This window comes from Massilia sp. NBRC 108631 (assembly GCF_059704565.1).
The window spans coordinates 1-24,209 of sequence record NZ_BAAKJE010000266.1; the positions used below are offsets into that span (position 1 = coordinate 1).

Here is a 24,209-nt window from a genome sequence, read left to right on the forward strand (position 1 = left end):
TCCACCGTTTCCATGGCGGCCAGGTCCACCGTTTCCATGGCGGCCACTTGTGCCGAGGTCAGCGACGCGGCTTGCAGCGTGGTCAGCGCGATCACTTGCGCCGAGGTCAGGCCGGCGATCTGTGCCGAGGTCAGCGCGGCGATGGTGGCGGTCTTCAGGGCGGCGAAGTCCACCGTTTCCATGGCGGCCAGGTTGGCGGTCGACAGCGCGGCGATCTGGCGCGAGCTCAGGCCGGCGGCCTGGCTGGTGCTCAGGGCGACGATCTGCGCGGTGGTCAGGCCGTTGGCGATCACGTTGGTGCTCAGCGCACCCATCTGGGCGCTGGTCAGCGCGGCAACCTGGTTGGTGGTCAGGCCGGCGAACTGGCTGGTGCTCAGGCCGGCGATGGCATTGGTTTTCAGGGCAACGAAGTCCACCGTCTCCATGGCGGCCAGGTCGACCGTTTCCATGGCGGCCAGCTGGGCCGAGGTCAGCGCGCCGGCCTGGGCCGTGCTCAGGCCGATAACTTGCGCCGAGGTCAGCGCGGCGATCTGGGCCGAACCCAGCGAAGCAATGGTGGCGGTCGACAGCGCGGCCAGGTCCACGGTTTCCATGGCGGCCAGGTTGGCGGTCGACAAGGCGCCGATCTGGCGCGAGCTCAGGCCGGCAGCCTGGCTGGTGCTCAGGGCCACCACTTGCGCAGTGGTCAGGCCGTTGGCGATCACATTGGTGCTCAGGGCGCCCAGCTGGGCGCTGGTCAGCGCGGCGACCTGGTTGGTGGTCAAGCCGGCGAACTGGCTGGTGGTCAAGCCGGCGATGGCGTTGGTCTTCAGGGCAACGAAGTCGGCCGTTTCCATGGCGGCCAGGTTGGCCGTGGTGAAGGCAGCGACTTGCGCGGAACTCAGGCCGCCCACCTGGGCGCTGGTCAGGCCCACCACTTGCGAAGTGGTCAGGCCATTGGCAATCACGTTGGTGCTGAGGGCGCCGAGCTGCCGGGTGGTCAGGGCGCCGACCTGGTTCGAGGTCAGGCCAGCGAACTGGCTGGTCGACAAGGCGGCAATGGAAGTGGAGCGCAGCGCGGCCACGTCGGCCGTTTCGAGCACGGCCAGGTTGGCGGTGGTCATGGCCGCCAGTTGCGCGGAACCCAGCGCGGCTGCCTGCGCCGTGGTCAGCGAAGGAATCTGGTTGGTGGTCAGCGCGACTGCAATATTCGCCGTCGTCAACACCGAGATTTGCTGCGTGGTGAGCCAAGAGACTTGGTCGGACGTCAACGCCCGTACGTCTTCCGTGGTCAGCCCCGCAATATATTCAGTCGACAGGGCGCGGATCTGCGACGACGTCAAAAGACCGATGTTGGATGACATTTTCCATTCTCCTTGGAACTACAGACAGCAAAAATTTATGAAAGCAGCACCGTGACCAGTACGGCGGGGGCAGCCAAAGTTAATTTAGTACTCTTACTACCAGCCGATACCAAGCGCCTCGCGCCCTACCAGCCTTGCGGCAAGTGCCCATGTTTTCATTCTTAACGTCAACATTAGGCGAAACCTTTAGTGCTTGCCGGCTGAGTTGCGCCCCATTTTTGAGCAGACAATTTCAGCAGGCTTATGTGCAAAGCGACCTTAAACGGAGTTTCGTTAAGTAAACTTTGCGGGGCAAGACCAAAACCACAGGGACGTTTGCAAACTGACAACTTACTCGCTTGCTTGTCAGCGGCAGGGCTTGAAAAACAGATTCTTAGCAGCAAGTATATCGCAATTAATTTCCCTGCCGCACTTATTTTCGCTATCTCAAACGCATTTCATGTGTTTAAAAGGCAAGGTTAAAATTGCTTGTAGACAGCATGTTATGGGCTTGTGTAGCGCTCTCATGGGGAGAGCACCGGGGTAAACCGGGCGCATATCACATGGTGCAACGGAAGCGCTGCGGACCCGCTTGGCGGCGAGTGTTGTTTGTGGGCACAAAAATGCTGACCGAATGATAAAAGTCACGTAATTTCAATGTCTTATGAACGTTTTGACATGCTATTCCTGCCCTTTCCGGCGCTGCTGCGCAGCCCGAATTTCGTAACCGGCAGCAACGCGTCCACGCAAAAGAAAACCCCCGCAACGCCGAAGCGTTGCGGGGGTTTTTCGTTTTTTCCGGCAGCCGGCAGGCTTTAGAACGGGATGTCGTCGTCCATGTCCGAGAAGTTCGGCGCCGGACGCGGCGCCGGGCGCGGGGCCGGGGCTGGCGCAGGGGCCGGACGCGGCGCGGGCGCCTGGCGCGGGGCCGGGGCGTCGTAGCTGCCGCCGTCGTCCATGCCGGCGTCGCCGCCCATGCCCTGGCGGCCGCCCAGCATTTGCATCTGCTCGGCGATGATGTCGGTGGCGTATTTCTCGACGCCGTCCTTGTCGGTGTACTTGCGGGTCTGCAGGCGGCCTTCGACGTAGACCGAGGAACCTTTTTTCAGGTACTGGCCGACGATTTCAGCCAGGCGGCCGAAGAAGGAAATACGGTGCCACTCGGTTTGCTCTTTTTGCTCGCCGGTGTTGCGGTCCTTCGACTTGTACGAGGTCGCGACGGCAATGTTGGCGATCGCATCACCGCTAGGCATGTAGCGAATTTCCGGATCGCGGCCCAGATTGCCGACGATGATGACTTTGTTGACTGATGCCATGTGTAACTCCTGTTGGACTGCGGCCGCGCACGGCGGGCTGACATTTTACTAAACGACGATTATAAGCGAAGGCAAGGCGCTGCCCATTTTTAAGAATACTGGTATTATATACAGTATCGATCCCCCCGCCTTGATGCTTGTCAAACCGCGCAAGGCGGCGCGGATCAAACCCGGCTATAGTACCGGGTTCACCCGCTCGCTCCTTTACCCAAGGCTCAGACAATGGAACAGATCCGCATACGCGGCGCACGTACGCACAACCTCAAGAACATCAACCTCGATCTGCCGCGCAACAAGCTGATCGTGATTACCGGCCTGTCCGGCTCCGGCAAGTCCTCGCTGGCGTTCGACACGCTGTACGCCGAGGGCCAGCGCCGCTATGTGGAATCGCTGTCGGCCTACGCGCGCCAGTTCCTGCAACTGATGGAAAAGCCGGACGTGGACTTGATCGAAGGGCTGTCGCCGGCCATCTCCATCGAGCAGAAAGCCACCTCGCACAACCCGCGCTCCACGGTCGGCACCGTGACCGAGATCCACGATTACCTGCGCCTGCTGTTCGCGCGGGTCGGCACGCCGTACTGCATCAACCACCCGACCCACGCGCTGGCCGCGCAGACCGTGTCGCAAATGGTGGACGCGGTGCTGGCCATGCCCGAGGGCACCAAGCTGATGATACTGGCGCCGGTGGTGGCCAACCGCAAGGGCGAGCACGTGGACCTGTTCGAGCAGATGCAGGCCCAGGGTTTCGTCAGGTTCCGGGTGCAAAGCGGTACGCATGACGCAAAAATCTATGAAGTGGACGACCTGCCCAAGCTGAAGAAGACCGAAAAGCACACCATCGACGTGGTGATCGACCGCGTGAAGGTGACGCCGGAGATCAAGCAGCGCCTGGCCGAGAGCTTCGAGACCGCGCTGCGCCTGGCCGACGGCCGCGCCGTGGCCTATGAAATGGACACCGCGCAGGAGCATGTCTATTCCAACAAGTTTGCCTGCACCGAATGCGGCTACTCGCTGCAGGAACTGGAACCGCGCCTGTTCTCGTTCAACAACCCGATGGGCGCCTGCCCCGAGTGCGATGGCCTGGGCCATATCGAGTTCTTCGACCCCAGGCGCATCGTGGCCTTCCCCAACCTGTCGCTGGCCTCCGGTGCCGTGAAAGGCTGGGACCGCCGCAACCAGTTCTACTTCCAGATGCTGACCGCGCTGGCGGCCTACTACGGGTTCGACCTGGACACGCCGTTCGAGCAGCTGCCCAAGCCGGCGCAGGAAGCGGTGCTGCACGGCTCCGGCAAGCAGGCCATCCCGTTCGCCTATATAAACGAACGCGGCCGCACCGTGGTCAAGGAACACACTTTCGAAGGCGTGGTGAACAACCTGTCGCGCCGCTACCGCGAAACCGATTCGATGGCGGTGAAAGAGGAACTGGCCAAGTTCATCAACGAGAAGGAATGCCCGTCCTGCGCCGGGGCGCGCCTGCGCACCGAAGCGCGCTACGTGAAGGTGGGCAGCGGCAAGCAGCAGCGCGCCATCTTCGAACTGTCGCGCAAGCCGCTGCGCGACGCGCTGGACTACTTCGAAACGCTGAAGCTGACCGGCGCCAAGCGCGAGATCGCCGACCGCGTGGTCAAGGAGATCATCTCGCGCCTGAAGTTCTTGAACAACGTGGGCCTGGACTACCTATCGCTGGACCGCAGCGCCGACACCCTGTCCGGCGGCGAAGCGCAGCGCATCCGCCTGGCCTCGCAGATCGGCTCCGGCCTGACCGGCGTGATGTACGTGCTGGACGAGCCGTCCATCGGCCTGCACCAGCGCGACAACGACCGCCTGATCGACACCCTGAAGCACCTGCGCGACATCGGCAACAGCGTACTGGTGGTGGAGCACGACGAGGACGCGATCCGCACCGCCGACTACATCGTCGACATGGGCAAGGGCGCCGGCGTGCATGGCGGCGACGTGATCGCCTCCGGCTCGCTGAAGGACATCCTGAAGAACAAGGACTCGCTGACCTCGCAGTACCTGAGCGGCGCCAAGAAGATCGAAGTGCCGAAGAAGCGCCACCAGTTCGACGAGGAGCGCCAGCTGGTGATCACCGGCGCCACCGGCAACAACCTGAAGAACGTCACCCTGCAGCTGCCGGTCGGCCTGATGACCTGCATCACCGGCGTGTCCGGCTCGGGCAAGTCCTCGCTGATCAACGACACGCTCTACCCTGCCCTGTCGCGCCACCTGTACGGCTCGCAGACCGAGCCGTCGCCGCACGACACCATCAGCGGCCTGGAACACTTCGACAAGGTGATCGCGGTGGACCAGGCGCCGATCGGCCGCACGCCGCGCTCGAACCCGGCCACCTACACCGGCCTGTTCACGCCGATCCGCGACCTGTTCGCCACCGTGCCCACCGCCAAGGAGCGCGGCTACAGCGCCGGGCGCTTCTCGTTCAACGTCAAGGGCGGCCGCTGCGAAGCCTGCCAGGGCGACGGCGTGATCAAGGTGGAAATGCACTTCCTGCCGGACGTGTACGTGCCGTGCGATGTCTGCCACGGCAAGCGCTACAACCGCGAAACCCTGGAAGTGCACTACAAGGGCAAGAACATCACCGAGGTGCTGGACATGACGGTGGAGGACGCGCACGAGTTCTTCAAGCCGGTGCCGGTCATCGCGCGCAAGCTGCACACCCTGCTGGACGTGGGCCTGGGCTACATCAAGCTGGGCCAGAGCGCCACCACGCTGTCCGGCGGCGAGGCGCAGCGCGTCAAGCTGTCGCTGGAGCTGTCCAAGCGCGACACCGGCCGCACGCTGTATATCCTGGACGAGCCGACCACCGGCCTGCACTTCCACGATATCGACCTGCTGCTGAAGGTGATCCACCGCCTGCGCGACCAGGGCAACACGCTGGCCATCATCGAGCACAACCTGGACGTGATCAAGACGGCCGACTGGATCGTGGACTTGGGGCCGGAAGGCGGCGCCGGCGGCGGCCAGATCATCGCCGCCGGTTCGCCGGAAGATGTGGCGGCCAACCCGGCCAGCGTGACGGGCAAATACCTGATCCCGCTGCTCAAGCCGGCGAAAAAGAAGTAACACGCCATGAACGCGGACGCAGCGCCCGGCAGCGCCGCTGGGTTGCCGGCCCGGCCGGACCGGCTGGCGCGCATGGCCGCCGTCGTCGGACGGCTGCTGCCGCACGACGGCAGGCGGGAAACCGCCGTGCCCTTCCTGTCGCTGCTGCGCTCATCGCAGCCCACGCCCGTCACGCGCGGCGTGCTCAAACCCTCGTGCTGCGTGATCCTGCAAGGGCGCAAACGCGTGCACCTGGCCACCGATGTGCTGGACTACGGGCCCGGCCAGTACTTGGCCGTGTCGGTGGACCTGCCGGCCGCCGGCCATGTGCTCAGCGCCACGCCGGAGCAGCCCTATCTGTTGCTGAATATCGAGATCGACCCGGCGGAACTGGCCGCCGTGGTGCTGGAGGCGCGCCTGGACCTGAACGACGGCGCCCAGCCGGTGCGCGGCGCCTTTGTCGGCGCGTGCGATGCGGCGTTGCAGGAAGCCTTGTGCCGGCTGCTGGAGCTGCTCGACGCAGCGCACCAAGGCGAGGCGCCGCCGCGGGAAGCGGCCTTCCTGGCGGTGGGCCTGAAGCGGGAAATCATCTACCGCCTGCTGACCGGCGCGCACGGCCGCCAGCTGTATCAGAACGTGGTGCTGGACCAGCAGGACCGCGGCATCAGCAAGGCCATCGCGTGGCTGAAGGAGCGCTACAACCAGCCGGTGCTGGTGGAGGAACTGGCGCAGGCCACCCATATGAGCGTGTCCACCCTGCACCACCGCTTCAAGGCGGTGACCGCCATGGGGCCGATGCAGTACCAGAAGCAGCTGCGCCTGCAGCAGGCGCGCGCCCTGCTGCTCAACGGCGATACCGATGCCGCCACGGCGGCCTACCAGGTGGGCTACGAGAGCCCGTCCCAGTTCAGCCGCGAGTACCGGCGCCTGTTCGGCGCGCCGCCGATGCAGGACATCAAGAAGCTGCGCCCGGAAGTGTAGCGCAGCGCCGGCTCACGCCGCCGGCAGCCCTTCGATCTCGGCCAGCAGCTTGCCGGCCGGCGTGTCGTAGCCATCCCCCAGTTCCAGGCAGGAATGCAGGTAGATGCGGGCGCCGTCGTTGTCGCCCACCGCGTGGAAGCACAGGGCAATCAGGTAGCGCACATGCTTGTTGCTGGGATCGCAGGGCAGCAAGCGGGTCAGGTTCTTGAACGCCTCCTGCACTTCGCGCTCGCGCATCAGCTGGCGCGCGCCCGCCACCTGGTCCTCGTACTGCAGGAAAACCTTGGCCTCGTCCAGGGCCCGGCCCCAGAAGCCGGTCAGGTCCATGCCGTTGCCGATGTGGCGCGGGTCGCCCACGGCGCGCGCCATGCTGGCTGCCTCGCGCAGCGCGCCGGCCAGGTGGACGTTGGCGACGTGGCCCTGCGCCGCCAGCGCGAAGAAGGCGTTGCTGGCGCACTGCAGGTCGGCATTGGTGCCCACTTCGCCGGCGGGATCCAGGTGGGCGGCGGTCTCGCCGCGGAACCACGGCGCGTGGCCGTCCCAGTCCAGGCAGAAGAAGGCGCTCATGATGCGGTAGTACACCAGCAGCGGCAGCGCCACCTCGCGGCAGGACAGCAGCTTGGGCAGCGTGGCGACGCGGAAGTCCTCGTTGCTGCTGGTGACCAGGATTTCATGCCGGATGAAGGGCAGGAACTGCGGGAAGTCCCGCATGAAGGCCGGGTAGAAGCGGATGTAGTGGCCAAACTTGGCCGACGACGGGTACTTGAATTCGCTGAACTCCATGCTGCACAGCTTGAACATGTCGGCGATGTGGCCGAACACCAGCTTGTCGTCGATGTAGAACGGCGCCAGCACCGAAGCGCTCACCACCGACACCTTCTCGCGGAAGATGCCCATGGCCAGCGCCTGCGGGTCGGTGATGGCCGTGTCCTTCTGCGCCAGGTAAGCCAGCGCGGCGCCGTCGATATAGCAGTCGGTACGGGTCTTGAACACGTAGTCCGCCTTGCCGACCGCCTCCAGGCCGCGCCGCAGGCTGACCGACTGGCGGAAGCCGTTGAAGCGGTCGAAGGGCAGCGCCGGGTCGGTTGCGGTGACCACTTTCAGGCCGTATTTCTGCTCCAGCTGTTTCAGGTAGGCCGCGTTTTCGAGCGCGTCGCGGTGCCAGGTCGACAGGATCAGCTCCTGCACGCAAGGCAGTGCGGACAAGGTGCCGAGGTTTTTCTCGAACAGCTCCTTTTCCCGCAGCTGTCCCGTGAAGACGACGCTGACCGGGCGCTGGCGATCAATTTGCATGGCTGGTGTTTCCGTGTTTGACGGCCGCCAGGTACTCGTCCGGCGTGCCGCAGAAGACGATCTCGCCGGCCCCCACGGTGACGTAGCGGATGTCGCGTCCGGCGGCGATCAGGTAGTTGTAAAGCGGCGCGATATAGAATTCGGCGCGCACGCGCAGGTCGTTGCTGGCGGCGTGGCGGAAGGCCTGCTCGAACAGGCTGCGCTCGCGGAACTGGTACAGGCCGTCGCTGCACAGGTTGGAGATGCGCACCTTCTCGGTGGTTTCCAGCACCCGGCCGTCCGCGCCGGGCCGCACGAAGGACCAGTGCTCGCCCTCGCCCTCGAACACTTCCAGGTAGCCGTCGCAATCGAGCGCCGGCATGGTGAAGCCGGGCCGGAAGGTGTCGATATTGAAAATGGTCAGCGCGCCGCCGCTGCCGGCGCCCCGCATGCGCTGCAAGCCCTGGTAGACCGTGTCGGCCTGGCCCGCCGTCTCCTGCTCGAACACCACCAGCTCGAAGCGGCGCACGCCCAGGCTGGCCAGCTCCTGCCGCACGAAGGCTTCGGCGCCGAAGTCGCCGCGCACCAGGAACAGGAAGAACTCGCTGTCGAAATAGGCTTCGAACGAGGCCACCGCGTGCGCGAACACGCTGCGGCCATGCACCATCAATTCATATTTTGGACGGGTGTAGCCGGCCTGGAAGAAACGCGAGCTTTTGCCCACCATGGGAATAACTATCATGCGGACTCCATCTCGTCGTACAGGCGGTAGGCATTGGCCATCAGCGCCAGCTGGCGCCGCTCGTCGTCGGCGTGCAGCGGCAGCATCGACAGGAACAGCAGGATCACCTGCGGCAGGCAGGCGCGCAGCGTGACCTGCCCGCCCAGGAACACTTGGGCGGCAAAGGCTTGCTGCAATGGCTGCAGCCAGGGGTCGATGCGCAGGGAGAACGCCAGCCGGTAGGCGCCCTGCTCTTCCACCGAATACAGGCCGGCCATGATGTAGTCGTACAGCCCCAGCACCGAGTGGCTCAGCTTGGCGATATCGTAGGCCAGGTCGCCGTAGATCGACAAGGCGCCGTCGTGCGTGACGCCGCGCGGGTCGATCACCTTGATGGCGTTGGCGCGGCTGTCGTACAGGATGTTGCTGAAGCAGAAATCGCCGTGCAGCACGCCGGGCACGCAGGGCTGCTGCGCGGCGCGCGCGCTGGCCAGTTCGAACAGCGCCCACAGGCTGGGCCGCTCGCTGCCGTTGATATGCCAGGACCGGTCCAGCGCGAAGCCGCGCTGCCTTGAGAATTCCTGCAGGCGCTGCGCGGTCTTGGCCACGCGCAGCTGCTGCGCTTCCACCTGTACCCGCGCCGCTTCGGCGGCGCGCACGTCCGGCGGCAAGGCCTCGAAGGCGCGGCGGCACTCGGCGAAGAATTTTTCACAATGGCCGTAAATGCTGTTCCAGAAAATCACGGAATGCCGGCTGTGCACGAACAGCTCGTTCAGCGGCACCAGATGCATGTATTCGGTGATGTAGTAGGGCTGGCCGTGCTCGTCGTCGCCCGCCTCCACCAGCTGCGGCGTGCGCAGCTTGATCATGCGCGGCACGGTGCGCAGCCAGTTGATCTCGCCGCGTATCTTGCGCTGGTTCTCGCCGGTCTTGCGCACGCAGCCGTCGGCGATGGTGATGCTGTTGAAGCTGCGCTCGGTGGTCATCTGTTCGCGCGCGGCGAAGAAGGTGTTGATGTGGCCCACGTCCAGCCAGCGCGTCACCTCGGCGCGCGCCAGCTTGCAGCCGGCGTCGTAGTTGTGCAGCGCCGCCGCGAAATTGCCGCCCGACAGCGCCAGGCAGCGCGACAGCTGGCGCGCGCTGGAGAACGAGAAATAGCCGCTCCAGACGATTTCCTCGCGCGCGTTGGCGCCCTCGATTTCCCACGGATAGTCGGTCTGGGTGCGGCCGGTGGCGATCACGTCATCGCCGTCGGGCAGGTCGAAGATCAGCGTGTCGCCGTGCAGGATGCGCAGCACGCCGCTGTCGTCGGCCATGGCGTTGATCACGTACAGCACCGAATCGGCCAGCGTCAGGCCTTCCTTGACGGCGATGGTCTCGATGCGGTGCCGCGCGAACGTCAGCGCATGGCCGGCGGCGCACTGGAAATTGGCCGGCAGCGACAGCACCAGCCGTTCGTCCGGAAACTTGCTGCGCAACACCTCGATCTGCAGTTCCAGGATCGGGCGGTTGCCGACTGGCAGCATGCACGGCGGCACGCGGCCGAAGCCGCTCTGCAATTCCTGGCCCACGTACGCGGCCGCTGTCACCAGTATCATGCTTTGCCTATCAGCTTCAGCAACTGTTCGTAGTCCAGCTTGGCGAATTCGTCCGGCCGCACGGCGCGGTCGTCCACGTAAAAGCCGTCGTGGCCGCACCACGGCTTGGCCACGTAGATTTCATCGTAGGGCACCTCGTGGCGGGCCAGCCAGTCGATAATCAGCGGCAGCGTGTTGGCGTTGATCTTGCCCAGCGAACCGGCGTAGGTGCGCATGTTGCGGCTGGTGTTGATGGCGATTTCAAAACCCTGCGCGTGGTACCAGCGCAGGCGCTCGATCACTTCCGGCACCGGCTGGGAATTGCGGTAGTCCCCTTCCACCGTGGTGCACAAGGTATCGTCAAGGTCGATAATGATGCGTTTCATGCCGCAGCCATCAGAGCACCGTGCCGATCAGGCGGTTGTGCGCCTCACCGTCGATGTAGTTCAGGGTCACCGCGCCTTCCGCCGCCGGGGCGCTGGCCTGCGACGGCACGTAGTTGGCCAGCATGTGTCTGGTGATGATGTCGACCAGCTCGGTGGTCACGTGCACATTGTCGTCCTGGTAGTAGCGCGTGCCGGCCGAGGTGGCCATTTCGAAACTGGGGAAGTAATCGACGTTGCTGAAGTCGTTGCTCATCTTCTCGGCCACCACGCGCAGCACGGCCTTGGAATAGGAGTTGGCCACGATGGCGTTGGACTGCGAGAAGGTGGCCTCGATCGGGATCGGGCTTACCGTCAGGACGATTTTCTTCTGCGAGTGCTTGCTGATCAGGCTGAGCGCATTGGAGATGCGCGCCGTCACGTCCTCGACGTCCATGCGGTGGAACTGGAAGCGCTCGGGCTCGCGGTTTACCGTCATGCGGCTCGGAGCCTTGTTCACATAGCACTGGTACCTGGTGTCGAACCAGGTTTCGGTCAGGCCCAGGGTGATCACCACGGTGTGAGAGGCCAGCAGTTCCTGGTACACCTCGGCGATCATGCGCCGCCGCAGCAGCAGGATGTCCAGCGGCACCGGCGCCTGCGCGATGTGCAGGAACAGGTCGACACAGCCCTTCTCGGTCTCCTCGATGCCCATGCCGTCGTCGTAAGTGAACATGCCGAACACGCTTTCAATGCGCTGCAGGATGGTGCCCGCATTATATTCGTTCAACATTTCAGGGTTCATGAACTTACTGACCGGCACGTCGAAACCGCGCTGCACCAGGCGGCTTTCGATTTCGCGCGCGAAGCACGAGCCGATCGTGAAGATCTTCTCGCCAGGCGCGATGGTGAATTTCGGGTTCAGTTTCGGCAGCAGGACGCCGTCGAGATAGCCGGCCTCGCCCTTGGACGGATAGCGAAAGGTACGCTGCTTCACGCCGTGGAATAAATTGCCGTATGCATCCGGGCCGGGGATGATCTTCATGGTGTGCCTGATCGGGAGGGGGGAGGGGTCATCCAGATCATAGCAACGAATTTTCACCAGATCAATTGATCGTTGCAGAAACGGCCGGTCCGGCCGGCGGCGCAGGCGCTGCGGGCCGGACCTGTATCAACGCCGCATCAAGGCTGGCTTGCCACCTTGGCAGCTTGCTGCTCCCCGCTCACCCATTGCTTGATGTGCGACTCCAGCACGTCCATCGGCAAGGCGCCCGCGCCCAGCACCTGGTCGTGGAACTTGCGGATGTCGAAGCGGGCGCCCAGTTCCCGCTTCGCGTAGTCGCGCAGCGCCAGGATTTTCAGCTGCCCGATCTTGTAGCCCAGCGCCTGGCCCGGCCACACGATGTAGCGGTCGGTCTCGCTTTGCACGTCCACTTCCTCGATGCCGGAATGGTCATGGAAGAAGTCCACCACCTGCTGGCGGCTCCACTTCTTGTAGTGCAGGCCGGTGTCGACCACCAGGCGGATCGCGCGCAGCATTTCGTCCTGCAAGTGGCCGTAGTAGCTGTAGGGATCCTTGAAGAAGCCCAGTTCCTGGCCCAGGCGTTCCGAATACAGCGCCCAGCCCTCGGCATACGCCGTGTAATTGCCCTGCTGGCGGAAGCTGGGCAGCGCCTCGATTTCCTGCGCGATGGCGATCTGCATGTGGTGGCCCGGTACGCCTTCGTGCAGCGCCGTGGTCTCGATGCCGATGATGGAGCGCTTGGCGAAGTCGCCGGTGTTGACCATCACGCGGCCGGCGCGCTTGCCGTCCGGCGAACCCTGAAGATACGACGCGGCGGCCTCGCCCTTCTCGCGGAATTGCTCCACCTGGCGGATTTCCACCTTGCCCTTGGGCAGAATGCCGAACTGCTGCGGCAGTTGGGCGTACATCTGGTCCGTGTATTTCTGGTACAGGTCCACGATCTCCTGGCGCGATTTCGGGTGCAGCTTGGGGTTGGCGGCCAGGGCCTTGTTGAAGCTCTTCAGATCCTTGAAGCCCAATTGCTGCGCCACGCCCAGCATCTGCGCTTCAATGCGGGCCACTTCCTTCAGCCCCAGCTGATGGATTTCTTCCGGCGGCATCTCGGTGGTGGTGGACGATTTGGCCTTGAAACTGTAGCGCGCGGCGCCGTCCGGCAAGGACCACATGCCCACTTCGGTTCGGCCGTGCGGCTGGTACCGGGTCTTGACGTACGCGGCCAGCTTGCGGTAGGAAGGCGCCACGTCCTTCTGGATCGCCGCCAGGATCTCCTTGCTCAGGCGCGCCTTGTCGGCAGCCGAGAAGTCTTTCGGGAACTTCTTCAGCGGTTCGGCGAAGGGCGAGGCGCCGGCCTTCATCGCGGCCACGGTTTCGCACTGCTTGACGATTTTCGGGATCAGGAACTTGGGCGGCATCAGGCCGTCGCGCACGCCGTTCTCCATCTGCGCGCGGGTCTGCTCGAACAGCGCCGGCAGCGTGTGCAGTCGCTGGATGTAATCCTCGTAGTCCTTCACGGTTTCGAACGGCAGCGCGGAGACGATTTGCGGCAGGTCGATATGCACGCCGGAGTTCTGCGCCAGCGGCATTTGCCAGTCCTTGAAGCGCGCCGCTTCGGCACTCTCCCGCAACTGGCGCAGCATCAACTCATGATTCAGCTTCTCCTGCAGCGGGAAACCGCTGCTGTCGATGGCCTCGAAACGCTTCAGGAATTCCAGCGTGGCCCTGGTGTCGGCTTCAATGCCGGCCTGCGAAAAGTCGGACCACTTGTCGTTGTAGCGCTTGTCGCCCAGCAGCGACGCCCATTCGGGGCTGTTGCGCATGGTGTACTCCCACTGCTCCTTGATCAGGCTATTGAGCGCGGCACGGCGCGCCTCCAGGTCCGGCGCCTGGGCATGCACCGGGCCGAGGATAAGGGAAAACAGCAGCGCGCTGGCGGCGCCGAAGCGGGTCATTTTTGTCATGGTGGCATACGAAAAAAGGGGGAGCCTGCACTGTAAGCGAGCGCGCCGCACGGCGGGGACCAATTGTGACGAAACGTTAAAACAAAGGCATGGGTTGCGAAATTCGCGGCATACACGGATGTGCAGGATCGGGCAAGGATGCGGCAGGAATGGCACTGCCCCGCGCCGCTGCGGCTTTCTAGAATGGCTGTACGTTATTCCCAAGGAGCGAACAGCATGCGCATCATCGACCAGATTTACATCAACGGCGAATTCACCACCCCGCACGGCACCGAGCTGGCGGACCTGGTCAACCCCACCACCGGCCAGCTGGCCGGACAGGTCCGCCTGGGCGACGTAGAGGACGCGCGGCGCGCCATCGCCGCCGCCAAGGCGGCATTCCCCTCCTTCTCCCGCAGCAGCATCGCGCAGCGCGGCATGTATTTGCAGCGCCTGCACGACGCGGTACTGGCGCGCGCCGGCGAGGCGGCCGCCGCCCTGATGGAGGAATACGGCGGCCCGTACGCCGGCAGCATCGGCCGCTCGCAGTACACGGCCAAGATGTTCCTGGACGTGAAGCAGGTGATGGAAGCACACGCTTTCAGCAAGACCGTGGGCAAATCCAAAGTGGTGCTGGAGCCGGTCGGCGTGGTGGGCATCATCACGCCATGGAACTCGAGCGCATGGTTCGTGGCCAACAAGCTGGCCACGGCGATTGCCGCCGGCTGCACGCTGGTGGTCAAGCCCAGTGAACTGAGCGCATGGCAAACGCAGATCCTGGCCGAGTGCCTGCACCAAGCCGGCCTGCCGGCGGGCGTGTTCAACATCGTCAACGGGCGCGGCGATGTAGTGGGCGCGGAGCTCAGCGCGCACCCGGACATCAACAAGATTTCCTTTACCGGCTCCACGCTGGTGGGCAAGACCATCGCGCGCACCGCAGTCGACACCATGAAGCGCGTAACGCTGGAGCTGGGCGGCAAAAGCGCCAACCTGCTGCTGGACGACGCCGACTTCGAGAAAGCCGTGCCGATGGCGATCCAGGCCTGCTATATGAACAACGGCCAGGCTTGCATCGCCGGTTCGCGCCTGCTGGTGCCCGCCAGCAGGCTGGAACAGGTGCGGCAGCTTGCCATCGCCGCCGCCGAAGCGGTGGTGGTAGGCGATCCGCGCGATCCCGGCGTGAGCCTGGGGCCGATGGTCACGCGCAAACAGTGGGAGCGGGTGCAGCACTATATCCGCACCGGCATCGAAGAAGGCGCCGAGCTGCTCACGGGCGGTTCGGGCCGGCCCGCCGGCCTGGAACAAGGCTGGTTCGTCAAGCCGACCGTGTTCGCCGGCGTGACGCCGGAGATGACGATTGCGCGCGAGGAGATCTTCGGCCCGGTGCTGTCCATCCTCGCCTACGACACCGAGGAGCAGGCCATCGCCATGGCCAACGACACGCCGTACGGCCTGCAAGCCTATGTCAGCTCCACCGACCTGGCGCGCGCCAACCGGGTGGCGGCGCAGCTGGTCGCGGGCCGGGTGCACATCAACGGTGTGCACGACGACCTGATTGCGCCGTTCGGCGGCTTCAAGCAATCGGGCATCGGGCGCGAATTCGGCCCATACGGGCTGGACTCCTACCTGGAACCGAAAGCCATCCTGGGCGAGGCGGCGCAGTACGCCTGACCATGGGCCGTCAGGCCGCAGTGCGCGGGGCGCTGCGGTGGCCCAGGCTGGAGACGATCTTCGGCTTGCGCGCCCAGTAGCTCCACGACACGCCGCCGCCGGCCAGCCACGCTTCCAGCTGGCCGAAGCGGTCGAAGCCCCAGAACGGCTCCTTGTCGGCGATGACGAAGGGCGAACCGAACACGCCGCGCGCCATGGCGGCGGCGGTTTCCTGCTTCAGCAATTCCTTCACCTCGCGCGAGCGGATCGCCGCCAGCATGGCCCGGGCAGGCACGCCCAGGCCTGCGGCGATACCGCCCAGCACCTCGTCGTCCGCCACGTCCACGCGGTCGGCGAAGTAGGCTTGCAGGCAGCGTTTGGCAAAGCGCACCGCCAGTTCGTCGCCGAATTCCTGGCGTAGCCACAGCATGGCGCGCGGCGCGCCCAGCAGCAGCTGCGGGAAGGTGGCCGGCTGGCGGTAGGCGATGCCGTGCTGGCGCGCGGTGCGGTCCATATCGTGCTGCACGTAGCTGCCCTTGATGGGCACCATCGGCAAGGGCATGCCGCCGGTGGTCTCGAACACCGCCGCCATCATGATGGGATGCCAGCGCACTGCGCGCCGGTGGCGCGCCGCCAGCTCGTCGATGCAGGTGGCGGCGAAATAGCCGTAGGGCGAGCCGAAGTCGAAGTAGAAATCTATCGGTTCCATGGCGGCCCTCTCAGCACAGGCCGAATTCGTCGTTGCTGTCGGGCAGCGCGCGCAGCGCATCCACCAGCCGCGGGCTGAACAGCAGGCAGCAGGCGACGACGGTGAGGAACAGGGCTTTGGTCATGATGCTCTCCTTTTTCGCACAGGCGTGCGAAACTAGTTGAAAAAAAACGGCGGCGCAGCCGGCCACCGCGTTGTCGGCTGCGGCTGTCATCCCTGGTAGGTGAAGCTTTTGTAGGTCGATATCAGGCGGCTGAAGGCCAGCATCATGCGGCCCGGCGCCGCCGGGTCGCGCATGAAGCGGGTATCGTGCAGCAAGCCCACGATCAGGCAGTAAATTTCGAACACCAGCTGTTCAGCGTCGGTATCGGGGCGCAGATGGCCCAGGTCCATGGCCTGCCGCACGGTCTTGCGCAGCGAGGCGCGCCAGCGCTCCACGCCCTGCTGCAGGCGGTCGCGCAGCGCGCCGTCCAGGTCGTCGAACTCGAAGGCGCCCGCCGTGTACAGGCAGCCGGAACCGGGGCCGGTGTCGCGGCAGCGCGCAATCCAGCGCTCCACCTGCGCCACCAGGCGCGGCAGGCCGGGCGCCAGCTTGAGCGAAGGCATGAAGACATCCTCGGCGAAGCGGCGGTCGTACTCGTCCAGCACGTCGCCCTGCAGCGCTTCCAGCGAGCCGACGCGGGAAAACACGCCGCTCTTGCTGATGCCGGTGCGCTTGGCCACCTCGCCCAGCGACAGCTTGCCGATGCCGTCGGCCGCCGCCATCTGGTAGGCAGTGCCCAGGATGGCGCTGTAAGTGGCTTCGCTTTTGGAGGACAGGGTGTTCATGCCCAAACTTTAGCACACCTGTGCGAAATGTAAACGACGAATGTAAAAAAACAGGCAAAAAAAATGGCGCGTCCGGAGCCGCGCCATTGTTACGGGATGCTGCCTGCTTAGTTGGCCAGGCGCTTCTCGATTTCAGCCTTGGTGGCCACCAGTTCCTGCGGCAGGTGATAGGCCAGCTTCTCGAACAGCTCGGCGTGCAGCTTCAGCTCTTCGGTCCAGGCGTTCTTGTCGATCGAGGTGATCTGGTCGAACTGCGCTTGCGTGAAGTTCAGGCCGTCCCAGTTCAGGTCCTTGAACTCCGGGGTCACGCCGAACACGTTTTCCACGCCGCTGGCCTGGCCGTCGATGCGTTCCAGCATCCACTTCAGCACGCGCATATTGTCGCCGAAGCCGGGCCAGACGAACTTGCCGTCGGCGTCGGTGCGGAACCAGTTCACGCAGTAGATCTTCGGTGCGCGGGCGCCGACCTTCTGGCCCAGGTTCAGCCAGTGCTGGAAGTAGTCGCTCATGTTGTAGCCGATGAACGGCAGCATGGCGAACGGGTCGCGGCGCACCACGCCCATCTGGCCGGCGGCGGCGGCGGTGGTTTCGGAACCCATGGTCGCTGCCATGTAGACGCCTTCCACCCAGTTGCGCGCTTCAGTGACCAGCGGCACGGTGGTGGAGCGGCGGCCGCCGAAGATGAAGGCCGAGATCGGCACGCCGGCCGGGTCGTCCCAGGCCGGGTCGATGACCGGGTTCTGGGTCGCGGCCACGGTAAAGCGCGCGTTCGGATGGGCGGCCTTGGTGCCGGAGGCCGGGGTCCAGTCCTTGCCCTGCCAGTCGATCAGGTGCGCAGGCGCTTCCTTGGTCAGGCCTTCCCACCACACGTCGCCGTCGTCGGTCAGCGCGACGTTGGTGAAGATGGTGTTCTCGCCCAGGCAAGCCATGCAGTTCGAGTTGGTCTTGGTGTTGGTGCCGGGGGCCACGCCGAAGTAGCCCGCTTCCGGGTTGATGGCGTACAGGCGGCCGTCCGCGCCCGGCTTGATCCAGGCGATATCGTCGCCGATGGTGGTCACTTTCCAGCCGTTGAAGCTCGCTGGCGGGATCAGCATGGCGAAGTTGGTCTTGCCACAGGCCGACGGGAAGGCGGCAGCGACGTAGTGCTTCTTGCCTTCCGGCGATTCCACGCCCAGGATCAGCATATGCTCAGCCAGCCAGCCGGCGCTCTTGCCGGACTGCGCTTCCTGGAAGCCCATATTGGAGGCGATGCGCAGCGCGAAGCACTTCTTGCCCAGCAGCGCGTTGCCGCCGTAGCCGGAGCCGTAGGACCAGATTTCGCGGGTTTCCGGGAAATGCACGATGTACTTGGTGGCGTTGCAGGGCCACGCGACGTCCTGCTGGCCTTCGGCCAGCGGCGCGCCCACGGTGTGGATGGCCGGCACAAAGTCGCCGTCCGTACCCAGCACGTCGTACACGGCTTTGCCCATGCGCGTCATGATGCGCATGTTGACCGCGACATAAGGCGAGTCGGACAGCTCGACGCCGATGTGGGCGATCGGCGAGCCCAGCGGCCCCATCGAGAACGGCACCACGTACAGCGTGCGGCCGGCCATGCAGCCGTCGAACAGGCCGTTCAGGGTGGTGCGCATTTCAGCCGGGGCCATCCAGTTGTTGGTCGGGCCGGCCTCTTCCTTGGTTTTCGAGCAGATGAAGGTGCGGTCTTCCACGCGCGCCACGTCGGTGGGGTCCGAGCAGGCCAGGTAGGAATTCGGGCGCAGCGCCTGGTTCAGCTTTTTCATCGTGCCGGCGGCCACCATTTCGCCGCACAGGCGGTCGTACTCTTCCTGCGAGCCGTCGCACCAGTAGATGCGGGCAGGACGGGTCAGCGCGGCCACTTCGGCCACCCAGTCGATGAGTTTCTGGTGTTTGATGTAAGCTGGGACGTTCAGTGCTGCAACGCCAGTCATAACGGGCTGATTCATAGTACCTCCAATGCCAATAAAGAATTCTTGTCTTGTCCCGGCACGGCAGATCGTCGTCAGCTTGTGGCTTGCGCTCGGAAAGGCATTCTTTAATGCTTCGGCGGTACGGCGGTCATGTCGGTGCGCCCTACCCGGGCGCGCAGCACCAATTATGTAACGGCGCTGATGGAACGTATTGCGGGAACCCACTGTCGGGCTCCAAATTGCTGGGGATTGTACACCCGCCCCCCCGCGATTCAGTCGAAAATGTAGGAAAATTGGTTGAGTAAAGTAGTAAGCTATTCTGGAAATTATCAAACCCGTTATTTCGCTACGAAACCCTGTCAAAATCACTTGCACAATTATGAAAATAGCAATTCTCGACGACTACCAGGACGCCGCCCGCAGCCTGGACTGCTTCCGTATGCTGGACGGCCATGATGTCAAAGTATTCAACAATTCCAGCCGCGGCGTGGGCCAGCTCGCGGCGCGGCTGGCGCCGTTCGAGGCGCTGGTGCTGATACGCGAGCGCACCGAGTTTTCGCGCGCGCTGCTGGCCAAGCTGCCGAACCTGAAGCTGATCTCGCAGACCGGGAAAGTCAGCGGCCACATCGACGTGGCCGCCGCCACCGAGCTGGGCATTGCCATTGCCGAAGGCGTGGGCTCGCCCACCGCGCCGGCCGAGCTGACGTGGGCGCTGATCATGGCGGCCCAGCGCAAGCTCGTGCCATATGCCGCCAATTTGCGGGCCGGGCTGTGGCAGACCGTGTCCAACCTGCCGGAATACAACACAGTGGGCACGGTGCTCAAGGGCCGCACGCTGGCGATCTGGAGCTATGGCAAGATCGGCAAACTGATCGCCGGCTACGGCAAGGCTTTCGGCATGAAAGTGATCGTCTGGGGCGGGCAAGCCAGCCGCGACGCAGCGCTGGCAGACGGTTATGCGGCGGCGGCGTCGCGCGAGCAATTGTTTGCCGAAGCGGACGTGCTCAGCCTGCACCTGCGGCTGGCCGAGGCCACGCGCGGCATCGTCACGGCCGAAGACCTGGCGCGCATGAAGCCGGGAGCGCTGTTCGTCAACACCAGCCGCGCCGAACTGGTGGCCGACGGTGCGCTGGAGGCGGCGCTCAAGCTGGGCGCGCCGGGCGCCGCCGCGCTGGATGTGTTCGCCAGCGAACCGCTGCCGCAAGACGACGTGCTGCTGCGCATGCCCAACGTGCTGGCCACGCCCCACCTCGGCTACGTCGAAAAAGACAGCTACGAGCTGTACTTCCGGCACGCCTTCCAGAACCTGGTCGATTTCGCCAACGGCAACTGCAAGACCATCCTCAACCCCGGCTACGCCACCCATCCACGCCAAGCAAGCTAAGCCGCATTTGCACACTTCGGGGTCAGACCCCGAAGTTGGACGAATGCGGCTCAGGCTGCCTGTAGGGAAAGACTGACGCTTGTCAGCGTTTCGGGAAGCGCATGAACCGGGGACAGATGCAACGTGGCGTAGATTTGGTCCAGAGCCGGTTCAGCCAGCCGGACCGGTGTTTGCACCACACGAACTGAGCCGCATCCCCCCCACTTCGGGGTCTGACCCCGAAGTCGGGGGGATGCGGCTCAGGCTGCCTGTAGGGGGAGGCTGACAGTGCTTAGGATTCGGGAATGCCGGTGAGGTTGGGGCGGGGGACGGGCAGGGCGTGGACCTTGGTCCACAGGCCGGCCCAGCCAGGCGGCCAGGCCAGGTCGGGGCCGCTGTACGGGGGCAGCGTGGCGCGTACCGGGATCACCGGCACCGGCGGCATGTCCGTCAGCGGGCCGCCGTCGGGACGCGCCATGTCCAGGCTGTACATGTAGCCGGGAAGCAAATGGTCGCAGACGTGGGCGAACCAGGCCGCGTGGTCTTCGTCCCGGCCCAGCGCCTGCGCCAGGCCTTGCGGGTCGAAGCGGGCCAGCGCGCCAATCAGCTCGTTGGTGCTGGCGCCCGGCGTGTCGCCCCAGCCCATCACCGGATTGACGTTGTAGTCGGCGCCGGAACCGTACCATCCTTCGCGCCAGGAACGCTGCATCCAGTCGCGTGGCCCGGTAAACAGGTGCCAGCGCCAGTGCAGGCCGGACGGCTTGGGCCAGGAGTACAGGTACAGCTTTTGATAACCGGCCCGGTGCAGCTCGCGCACCATGGCCATCAGCCGCGCGTGCGGCATGCGGTCCGGCGGCGCGCGCCGGAACAGGATCGCTTCGCCGTCGGCAAACTGCACTTCGTCGGTGGACAGGTTCAGGTCCAGGGTGCGCGACTCGCTGCCGAACCGCGCGGCGATCCAGCCGGTCAGCAAATTGACGGCCGTGATCACGCCATAGCCGCGATGGCGGTGGAAAATAACGGTACCGGGTGCGAGTACTTTCATGGGTGGCTGCCGAACAAAAGAAACCAGTGTAGTCCGAGTATGCCGAAGTTTCCAGATGAGTGTCGATCAAGTTATCATGCGCGCATTCTTCCCCACTCTCTTACGGATTCCATCATGACCCTGCGCATCATTGCCACCGGCGGCACTTTCGACAAGCACTACAACGAACTGAACGGCACGTTGGCTTTCGCCGACAGCCACTTGCCGCAAGCCATTGCGCAGTCGCGCATGACGGTGGGCGCCACGCTGGAGCAGTTGCCGCTGCTGGATTCGCTGGACATGCAGGACGCCGACCGCGAACGCGTGCTGGCTGCCTGCCGCGCCGCCGCCGAGAAGGCCATCGTCATCGTGCACGGCACCGACACCATGAAGGAAACCGCCGCCGTGCTGGGCGCGGCCAGCCTGGAACAGACCATAGTGTTGACCGGCGCCATGATTCCTTATGAAATCGCCAACTCGGACGCGCTGTTCAACCTGGGCTTCGCCTGCGGCGTGGCACAGACCCTGCCGGCCGGCGTGTACGTCGCCATGAACGGCCGTATTTTCAGCTGGGACAATGTGCAGAAGAACCGTGCGGCCGGCGTCTTCCAGCCTCTGTAAAATACGCGCCATTTCTCAATTCTCAGGAACTGCAATGTCTGACTGGTCCGCCGGCTACGTAGCCGACATCGGCTATACCTTTGGCCTCTACCCTGAACTGAACCCCCTGCGCCTGAAGCTGGCCTTTTTGCACGCCGGCCTGGCCTTCCCCGAAGTGGGCGCGGCATGCGAACTCGGCTTCGGCCAGGGCGTGAGCATCAATGTCCATGCTGCCGCCTCGGTCACCGAATGGCACGGCACCGACTTCAACCCGTCGCAAGCCGCTTTTGCCCAGGACATGGCGGTCGCGTCCGACGCGCACGCGCAACTGCATGACGAATCCTTCGCGCAATTCTGCAGCCGCAGCAACCTGCCCGACTTTGACTTCATCGCCATGCATGGCATCTGGAGCTGGATTTCGGAGGAGAACCGCGCGATCCTGGTGGAGTTTGTGCAGCGCAAGCTGAAACCGGGCGGTGTGCTCTACGTTAGCTACAACACCCAGCCCGGCTGGGCAGCGATGGCGCCGATGCGCGACCTGCTCGCCGAACACTGCCAGGTGATGGGCGTGCCGGGCAAGGGTGTGCTGAATCGCATCGACCAATCGCTCGATTTTGCGCAGCGCCTGTTCGCCACGGAACCGCGCTTCCTGGCGCAGAATCCGGCCGTAGCCCAGCGCGTCTCCACGCTGAAGAGCCTGGACCGCAGCTATGTGGCGCACGAGTACTTCAATCGCGACTGGACCCCGATGTCGTTCTCTGCCACGGCGCAGCAGCTGCAACAGGCAAAACTGACCTTTGCCTGCTCCGCGCACTACCTGGAACACATCGACCCGCTGAACCTGACCGCCGAACAACAGGCGTTGCTGGCGGAGTTGCCGGACCCCTCGTTCCGCGAGACGGTGCGCGACTTCATGATGAACCAGCAGTTCCGGCGCGACTACTGGGTGCGCGGTCCGCGCCGCCTGAGCAATGCCGCGCGCGACGCGCTGCTGCGCCAGCAAAAAATCGTGCTGGCGGTGCCGCGCAAGGATGTGGTGCTGAAGACGGCAGGCCTGCTGGGCGAAGCCGCGCTGGACCAAAAAGTATACGGCCCGGTGCTGGAATTGCTGGCCGACCATCAGCCGCGCACGCTGGGCGAGATCGAAGCCGCGCTGAGCGAACGGGGTCTGACCCTGCAGCAGCTCCTCGAACTGGTGATGATCCTGTCCAACAACGGCACCCTGCTTGCCGTGCAGGACGACCACGCCATCGCCGGCGCGCGCCCGCAGACCGACCGCCTGAACCGCTATCTGTGCGAAATGGCCGTGACCGGCACCGAGGTGCTGTACCTGGCGTCCCCGGTCACCGGCGGCGGTTGCCGCATGGACCGCTTCACGCAGATGTTCCTGCTTGCCTATGCGCAGGGCGACACCGGTGCAGCGCAGCTGGGCGCCTTCGTTGAGGGTGTGCTGAAAAGCCAGAACCAGCTGCTGCAGAAACAGGGCGAGGTGCTATCAGCGGCCGAGCAAGGCGCCGAGCTGCGCCGCCTGGCGGAGCTTTTTGTCGCGGATACGCTGCCCGTCATGCGCGCCCTCGGCATCGCCGCGTAAAAAAAGACCCGCGCCAGCGGGTCTTTTTTCATCAGGCTTTCGCTTCGCCGCCCAGGGCTTCGACCACGTCGGCCATCATCTTGCTCAGCTCGCCGGTCATCAGCATGAAGTCGCCGTCGAAGCGCTCGTCGTCGTTGCGGGTGCTGGACTCGGTTTCCTTCAGCACGTCCAGCGGCTTGATGCCTTTCAGCGCCAGCGACTCGGTCAAGGTGAAGGAGATCTTGCTTTCCCACGTCATGGCCAGGCGCGTGCACTGCTTGCCGGCGGCGATGTGGCGGCGCACCTCGTCCGCTTCCAGCGTGTGGCGCACATAGCGCACGGCGGCCTTGCTCTCGCCGGTGGCGCGCAGCTCGGTGTCCATGTCCACCGTGAAGCCCACCGGCGAATCGTCGGCCTGCAGCCATTCGGTCATCACTCCCACCGGCGAGCGCTGCACGCGCAGGCTTTCCAGCGGCATGCGGTCTACCGCTTTCAGCAGCAGCTTGATCACTTCGTCGGCCTTGGCCGGGCTGGCGGCATCGACCACCAGCCAGCCGTTGACCGGGTCGATCCAGGTCCACACGTTGCCGCGGATCGAGAAGGCGCGCGGCAGCAGCTCGTCGGCCACGCGTTCCTTCAGTTCTTTCATGGCTTTCTTGCCGGGGGCGAAACCTTGCGCTTCTTCCATCTCGGCCGCGCGGGCCTTGGCCACCTGGTTGATGACGGTGGCCGGCAGCAGCTTTTTCTCGGTGCCCAGCAGGATCAGCATCTGGTTGTTGACCACGTGCACCAGGCCGCCGTTCGGACGCGGCTTGTCCCAACCCTGGCGCAGCAGTTCATTGCTGCTGGCCGGCGAGAACGCGTTGGTGCTCAGCGCTGCTTCGAGTTGTTCTGGAGTAAATGCCCAGGGCGCGGGCAGACGGTAGATTTGCAGATTCTTGAACCACATATTTGAGTTTGCC

The 24,209-nt window shown here is 64.5% G+C and carries 18 protein-coding genes and 1 pseudogene; 6 read left to right on the plus strand and 13 right to left on the minus strand.

Translation table 11 applies throughout. The annotated features are described in order from the left end of the window. Nucleotides 1–1,343, minus strand: a pseudogene (locus tag AC6H42_RS29155) (heme utilization protein); the annotation flags it as partial. A 794-nt stretch (nucleotides 1,344–2,137) separates the two neighbouring features. Beyond that, a complete protein-coding gene (gene ssb, locus AC6H42_RS29160) occupies nucleotides 2,138–2,638 on the minus strand; it encodes a single-stranded DNA-binding protein (RefSeq protein ID WP_057154034.1) in 501 nt (166 codons plus the stop codon). A gap of 222 nt (nucleotides 2,639–2,860) precedes the next feature. On the opposite strand from ssb, the gene uvrA reads away from it, so the two are divergent. Further along, complete coding sequence (uvrA, locus tag AC6H42_RS29165) at nucleotides 2,861–5,722, plus strand: excinuclease ABC subunit UvrA (protein ID WP_057154035.1); 2,862 nt, start codon at nucleotides 2,861–2,863, stop codon at nucleotides 5,720–5,722. Nucleotides 5,723–5,728: 6 nt separating this feature from the next. After that, complete coding sequence (locus AC6H42_RS29170; RefSeq protein WP_497549549.1) at nucleotides 5,729–6,682, plus strand: AraC family transcriptional regulator; 954 nt, start codon at nucleotides 5,729–5,731, stop codon at nucleotides 6,680–6,682. A 12-nt stretch (nucleotides 6,683–6,694) separates the two neighbouring features. Here the strand turns inward: AC6H42_RS29170 and AC6H42_RS29175 are convergent, their stop codons facing one another. The 6 genes from AC6H42_RS29175 to AC6H42_RS29200 all read right to left on the minus strand — a co-directional run bounded on the left by AC6H42_RS29175 (nucleotide 6,695) and on the right by AC6H42_RS29200 (nucleotide 13,596). Continuing rightward, entirely contained in the window at nucleotides 6,695–7,975 is a 1,281-nt protein-coding gene (locus tag AC6H42_RS29175; RefSeq protein WP_497549550.1) for a WavE lipopolysaccharide synthesis family protein, read from the minus strand. Further along, the gene (locus AC6H42_RS29180; RefSeq protein ID WP_057154037.1) at nucleotides 7,965–8,696 is read right to left on the minus strand and encodes a glycosyltransferase family 2 protein; all 732 of its coding nucleotides are present in this window, start codon (nucleotides 8,694–8,696) and stop codon (nucleotides 7,965–7,967) included. Before AC6H42_RS29180 ends, AC6H42_RS29175 begins: the two co-directional genes overlap by 11 nt. Further along, nucleotides 8,693–10,273 (minus strand): phosphotransferase, encoded by a 1,581-nt coding sequence (locus tag AC6H42_RS29185; protein WP_497549551.1) that lies wholly within the window; start codon nucleotides 10,271–10,273, stop codon nucleotides 8,693–8,695. Before AC6H42_RS29185 ends, AC6H42_RS29180 begins: the two co-directional genes overlap by 4 nt. Beyond that, entirely contained in the window at nucleotides 10,270–10,638 is a 369-nt protein-coding gene (locus tag AC6H42_RS29190) for an HAD-IIIC family phosphatase (protein ID WP_057154041.1), read from the minus strand. The genes AC6H42_RS29185 and AC6H42_RS29190 overlap by 4 nt, the downstream gene beginning before the upstream one ends. 10 nt (nucleotides 10,639–10,648) lie before the next feature. Then, on the minus strand, nucleotides 10,649–11,659 hold the full coding sequence (locus AC6H42_RS29195; protein ID WP_497549552.1) for a GSCFA domain-containing protein: 1,011 nt from the start codon (nucleotides 11,657–11,659) through the stop codon (nucleotides 10,649–10,651). Nucleotides 11,660–11,796: 137 nt separating this feature from the next. Continuing rightward, nucleotides 11,797–13,596: a DUF885 domain-containing protein gene (locus AC6H42_RS29200; RefSeq protein ID WP_497549553.1), complete on the minus strand. Its 1,800-nt coding sequence runs from the start codon at nucleotides 13,594–13,596 to the stop codon at nucleotides 11,797–11,799. Nucleotides 13,597–13,812: 216 nt separating this feature from the next. Here AC6H42_RS29200 and AC6H42_RS29205 point away from each other — a divergent pair, with 216 nt between their 5' ends. Further along, entirely contained in the window at nucleotides 13,813–15,246 is a 1,434-nt protein-coding gene (locus tag AC6H42_RS29205; protein WP_057154047.1) for an aldehyde dehydrogenase family protein, read from the plus strand. A 10-nt stretch (nucleotides 15,247–15,256) separates the two neighbouring features. Here AC6H42_RS29205 and AC6H42_RS29210 read toward each other — a convergent pair whose 3' ends face one another. From AC6H42_RS29210 to AC6H42_RS29220, 3 genes are all read right to left on the minus strand, one after another. Next, nucleotides 15,257–15,934, minus strand: a complete 678-nt coding sequence (locus AC6H42_RS29210) for a 2-hydroxychromene-2-carboxylate isomerase (RefSeq protein WP_082551636.1) — start codon at nucleotides 15,932–15,934, stop codon at nucleotides 15,257–15,259. 210 nt (nucleotides 15,935–16,144) lie between these two features. Beyond that, nucleotides 16,145–16,762, minus strand: a complete 618-nt coding sequence (locus AC6H42_RS29215; protein WP_057154049.1) for a TetR/AcrR family transcriptional regulator — start codon at nucleotides 16,760–16,762, stop codon at nucleotides 16,145–16,147. A 107-nt stretch (nucleotides 16,763–16,869) separates the two neighbouring features. Then, nucleotides 16,870–18,726: a phosphoenolpyruvate carboxykinase (GTP) gene (locus AC6H42_RS29220; protein ID WP_497549554.1), complete on the minus strand. Its 1,857-nt coding sequence runs from the start codon at nucleotides 18,724–18,726 to the stop codon at nucleotides 16,870–16,872. A gap of 343 nt (nucleotides 18,727–19,069) precedes the next feature. On the opposite strand from AC6H42_RS29220, the gene AC6H42_RS29225 reads away from it, so the two are divergent. Beyond that, on the plus strand, nucleotides 19,070–20,074 hold the full coding sequence (locus tag AC6H42_RS29225; protein ID WP_057154054.1) for a D-2-hydroxyacid dehydrogenase family protein: 1,005 nt from the start codon (nucleotides 19,070–19,072) through the stop codon (nucleotides 20,072–20,074). 271 nt (nucleotides 20,075–20,345) lie between these two features. On the opposite strand, the gene AC6H42_RS29230 is transcribed toward AC6H42_RS29225, so the two are convergent. Next, nucleotides 20,346–21,098 (minus strand): hypothetical protein, encoded by a 753-nt coding sequence (locus AC6H42_RS29230; protein WP_057154056.1) that lies wholly within the window; start codon nucleotides 21,096–21,098, stop codon nucleotides 20,346–20,348. Nucleotides 21,099–21,212: 114 nt separating this feature from the next. Between AC6H42_RS29230 and AC6H42_RS29235 the strand changes: the two genes are divergently transcribed. Both AC6H42_RS29235 and AC6H42_RS29240 read left to right on the plus strand, forming a co-directional pair. Continuing rightward, nucleotides 21,213–21,698 carry an asparaginase domain-containing protein gene (locus AC6H42_RS29235; RefSeq protein WP_057154057.1) on the plus strand — a complete coding sequence of 162 codons (486 nt, stop codon included), beginning with the start codon at nucleotides 21,213–21,215 and terminating at the stop codon, nucleotides 21,696–21,698. 34 nt (nucleotides 21,699–21,732) lie between these two features. Continuing rightward, entirely contained in the window at nucleotides 21,733–23,268 is a 1,536-nt protein-coding gene (locus AC6H42_RS29240; protein WP_057154059.1) for a class I SAM-dependent methyltransferase, read from the plus strand. A 31-nt stretch (nucleotides 23,269–23,299) separates the two neighbouring features. Here the strand turns inward: AC6H42_RS29240 and AC6H42_RS29245 are convergent, their stop codons facing one another. After that, on the minus strand, nucleotides 23,300–24,196 hold the full coding sequence (locus tag AC6H42_RS29245) for a recombination-associated protein RdgC (RefSeq protein WP_056399834.1): 897 nt from the start codon (nucleotides 24,194–24,196) through the stop codon (nucleotides 23,300–23,302). Between the last annotated feature and the right edge of the window lie 13 nt (nucleotides 24,197–24,209).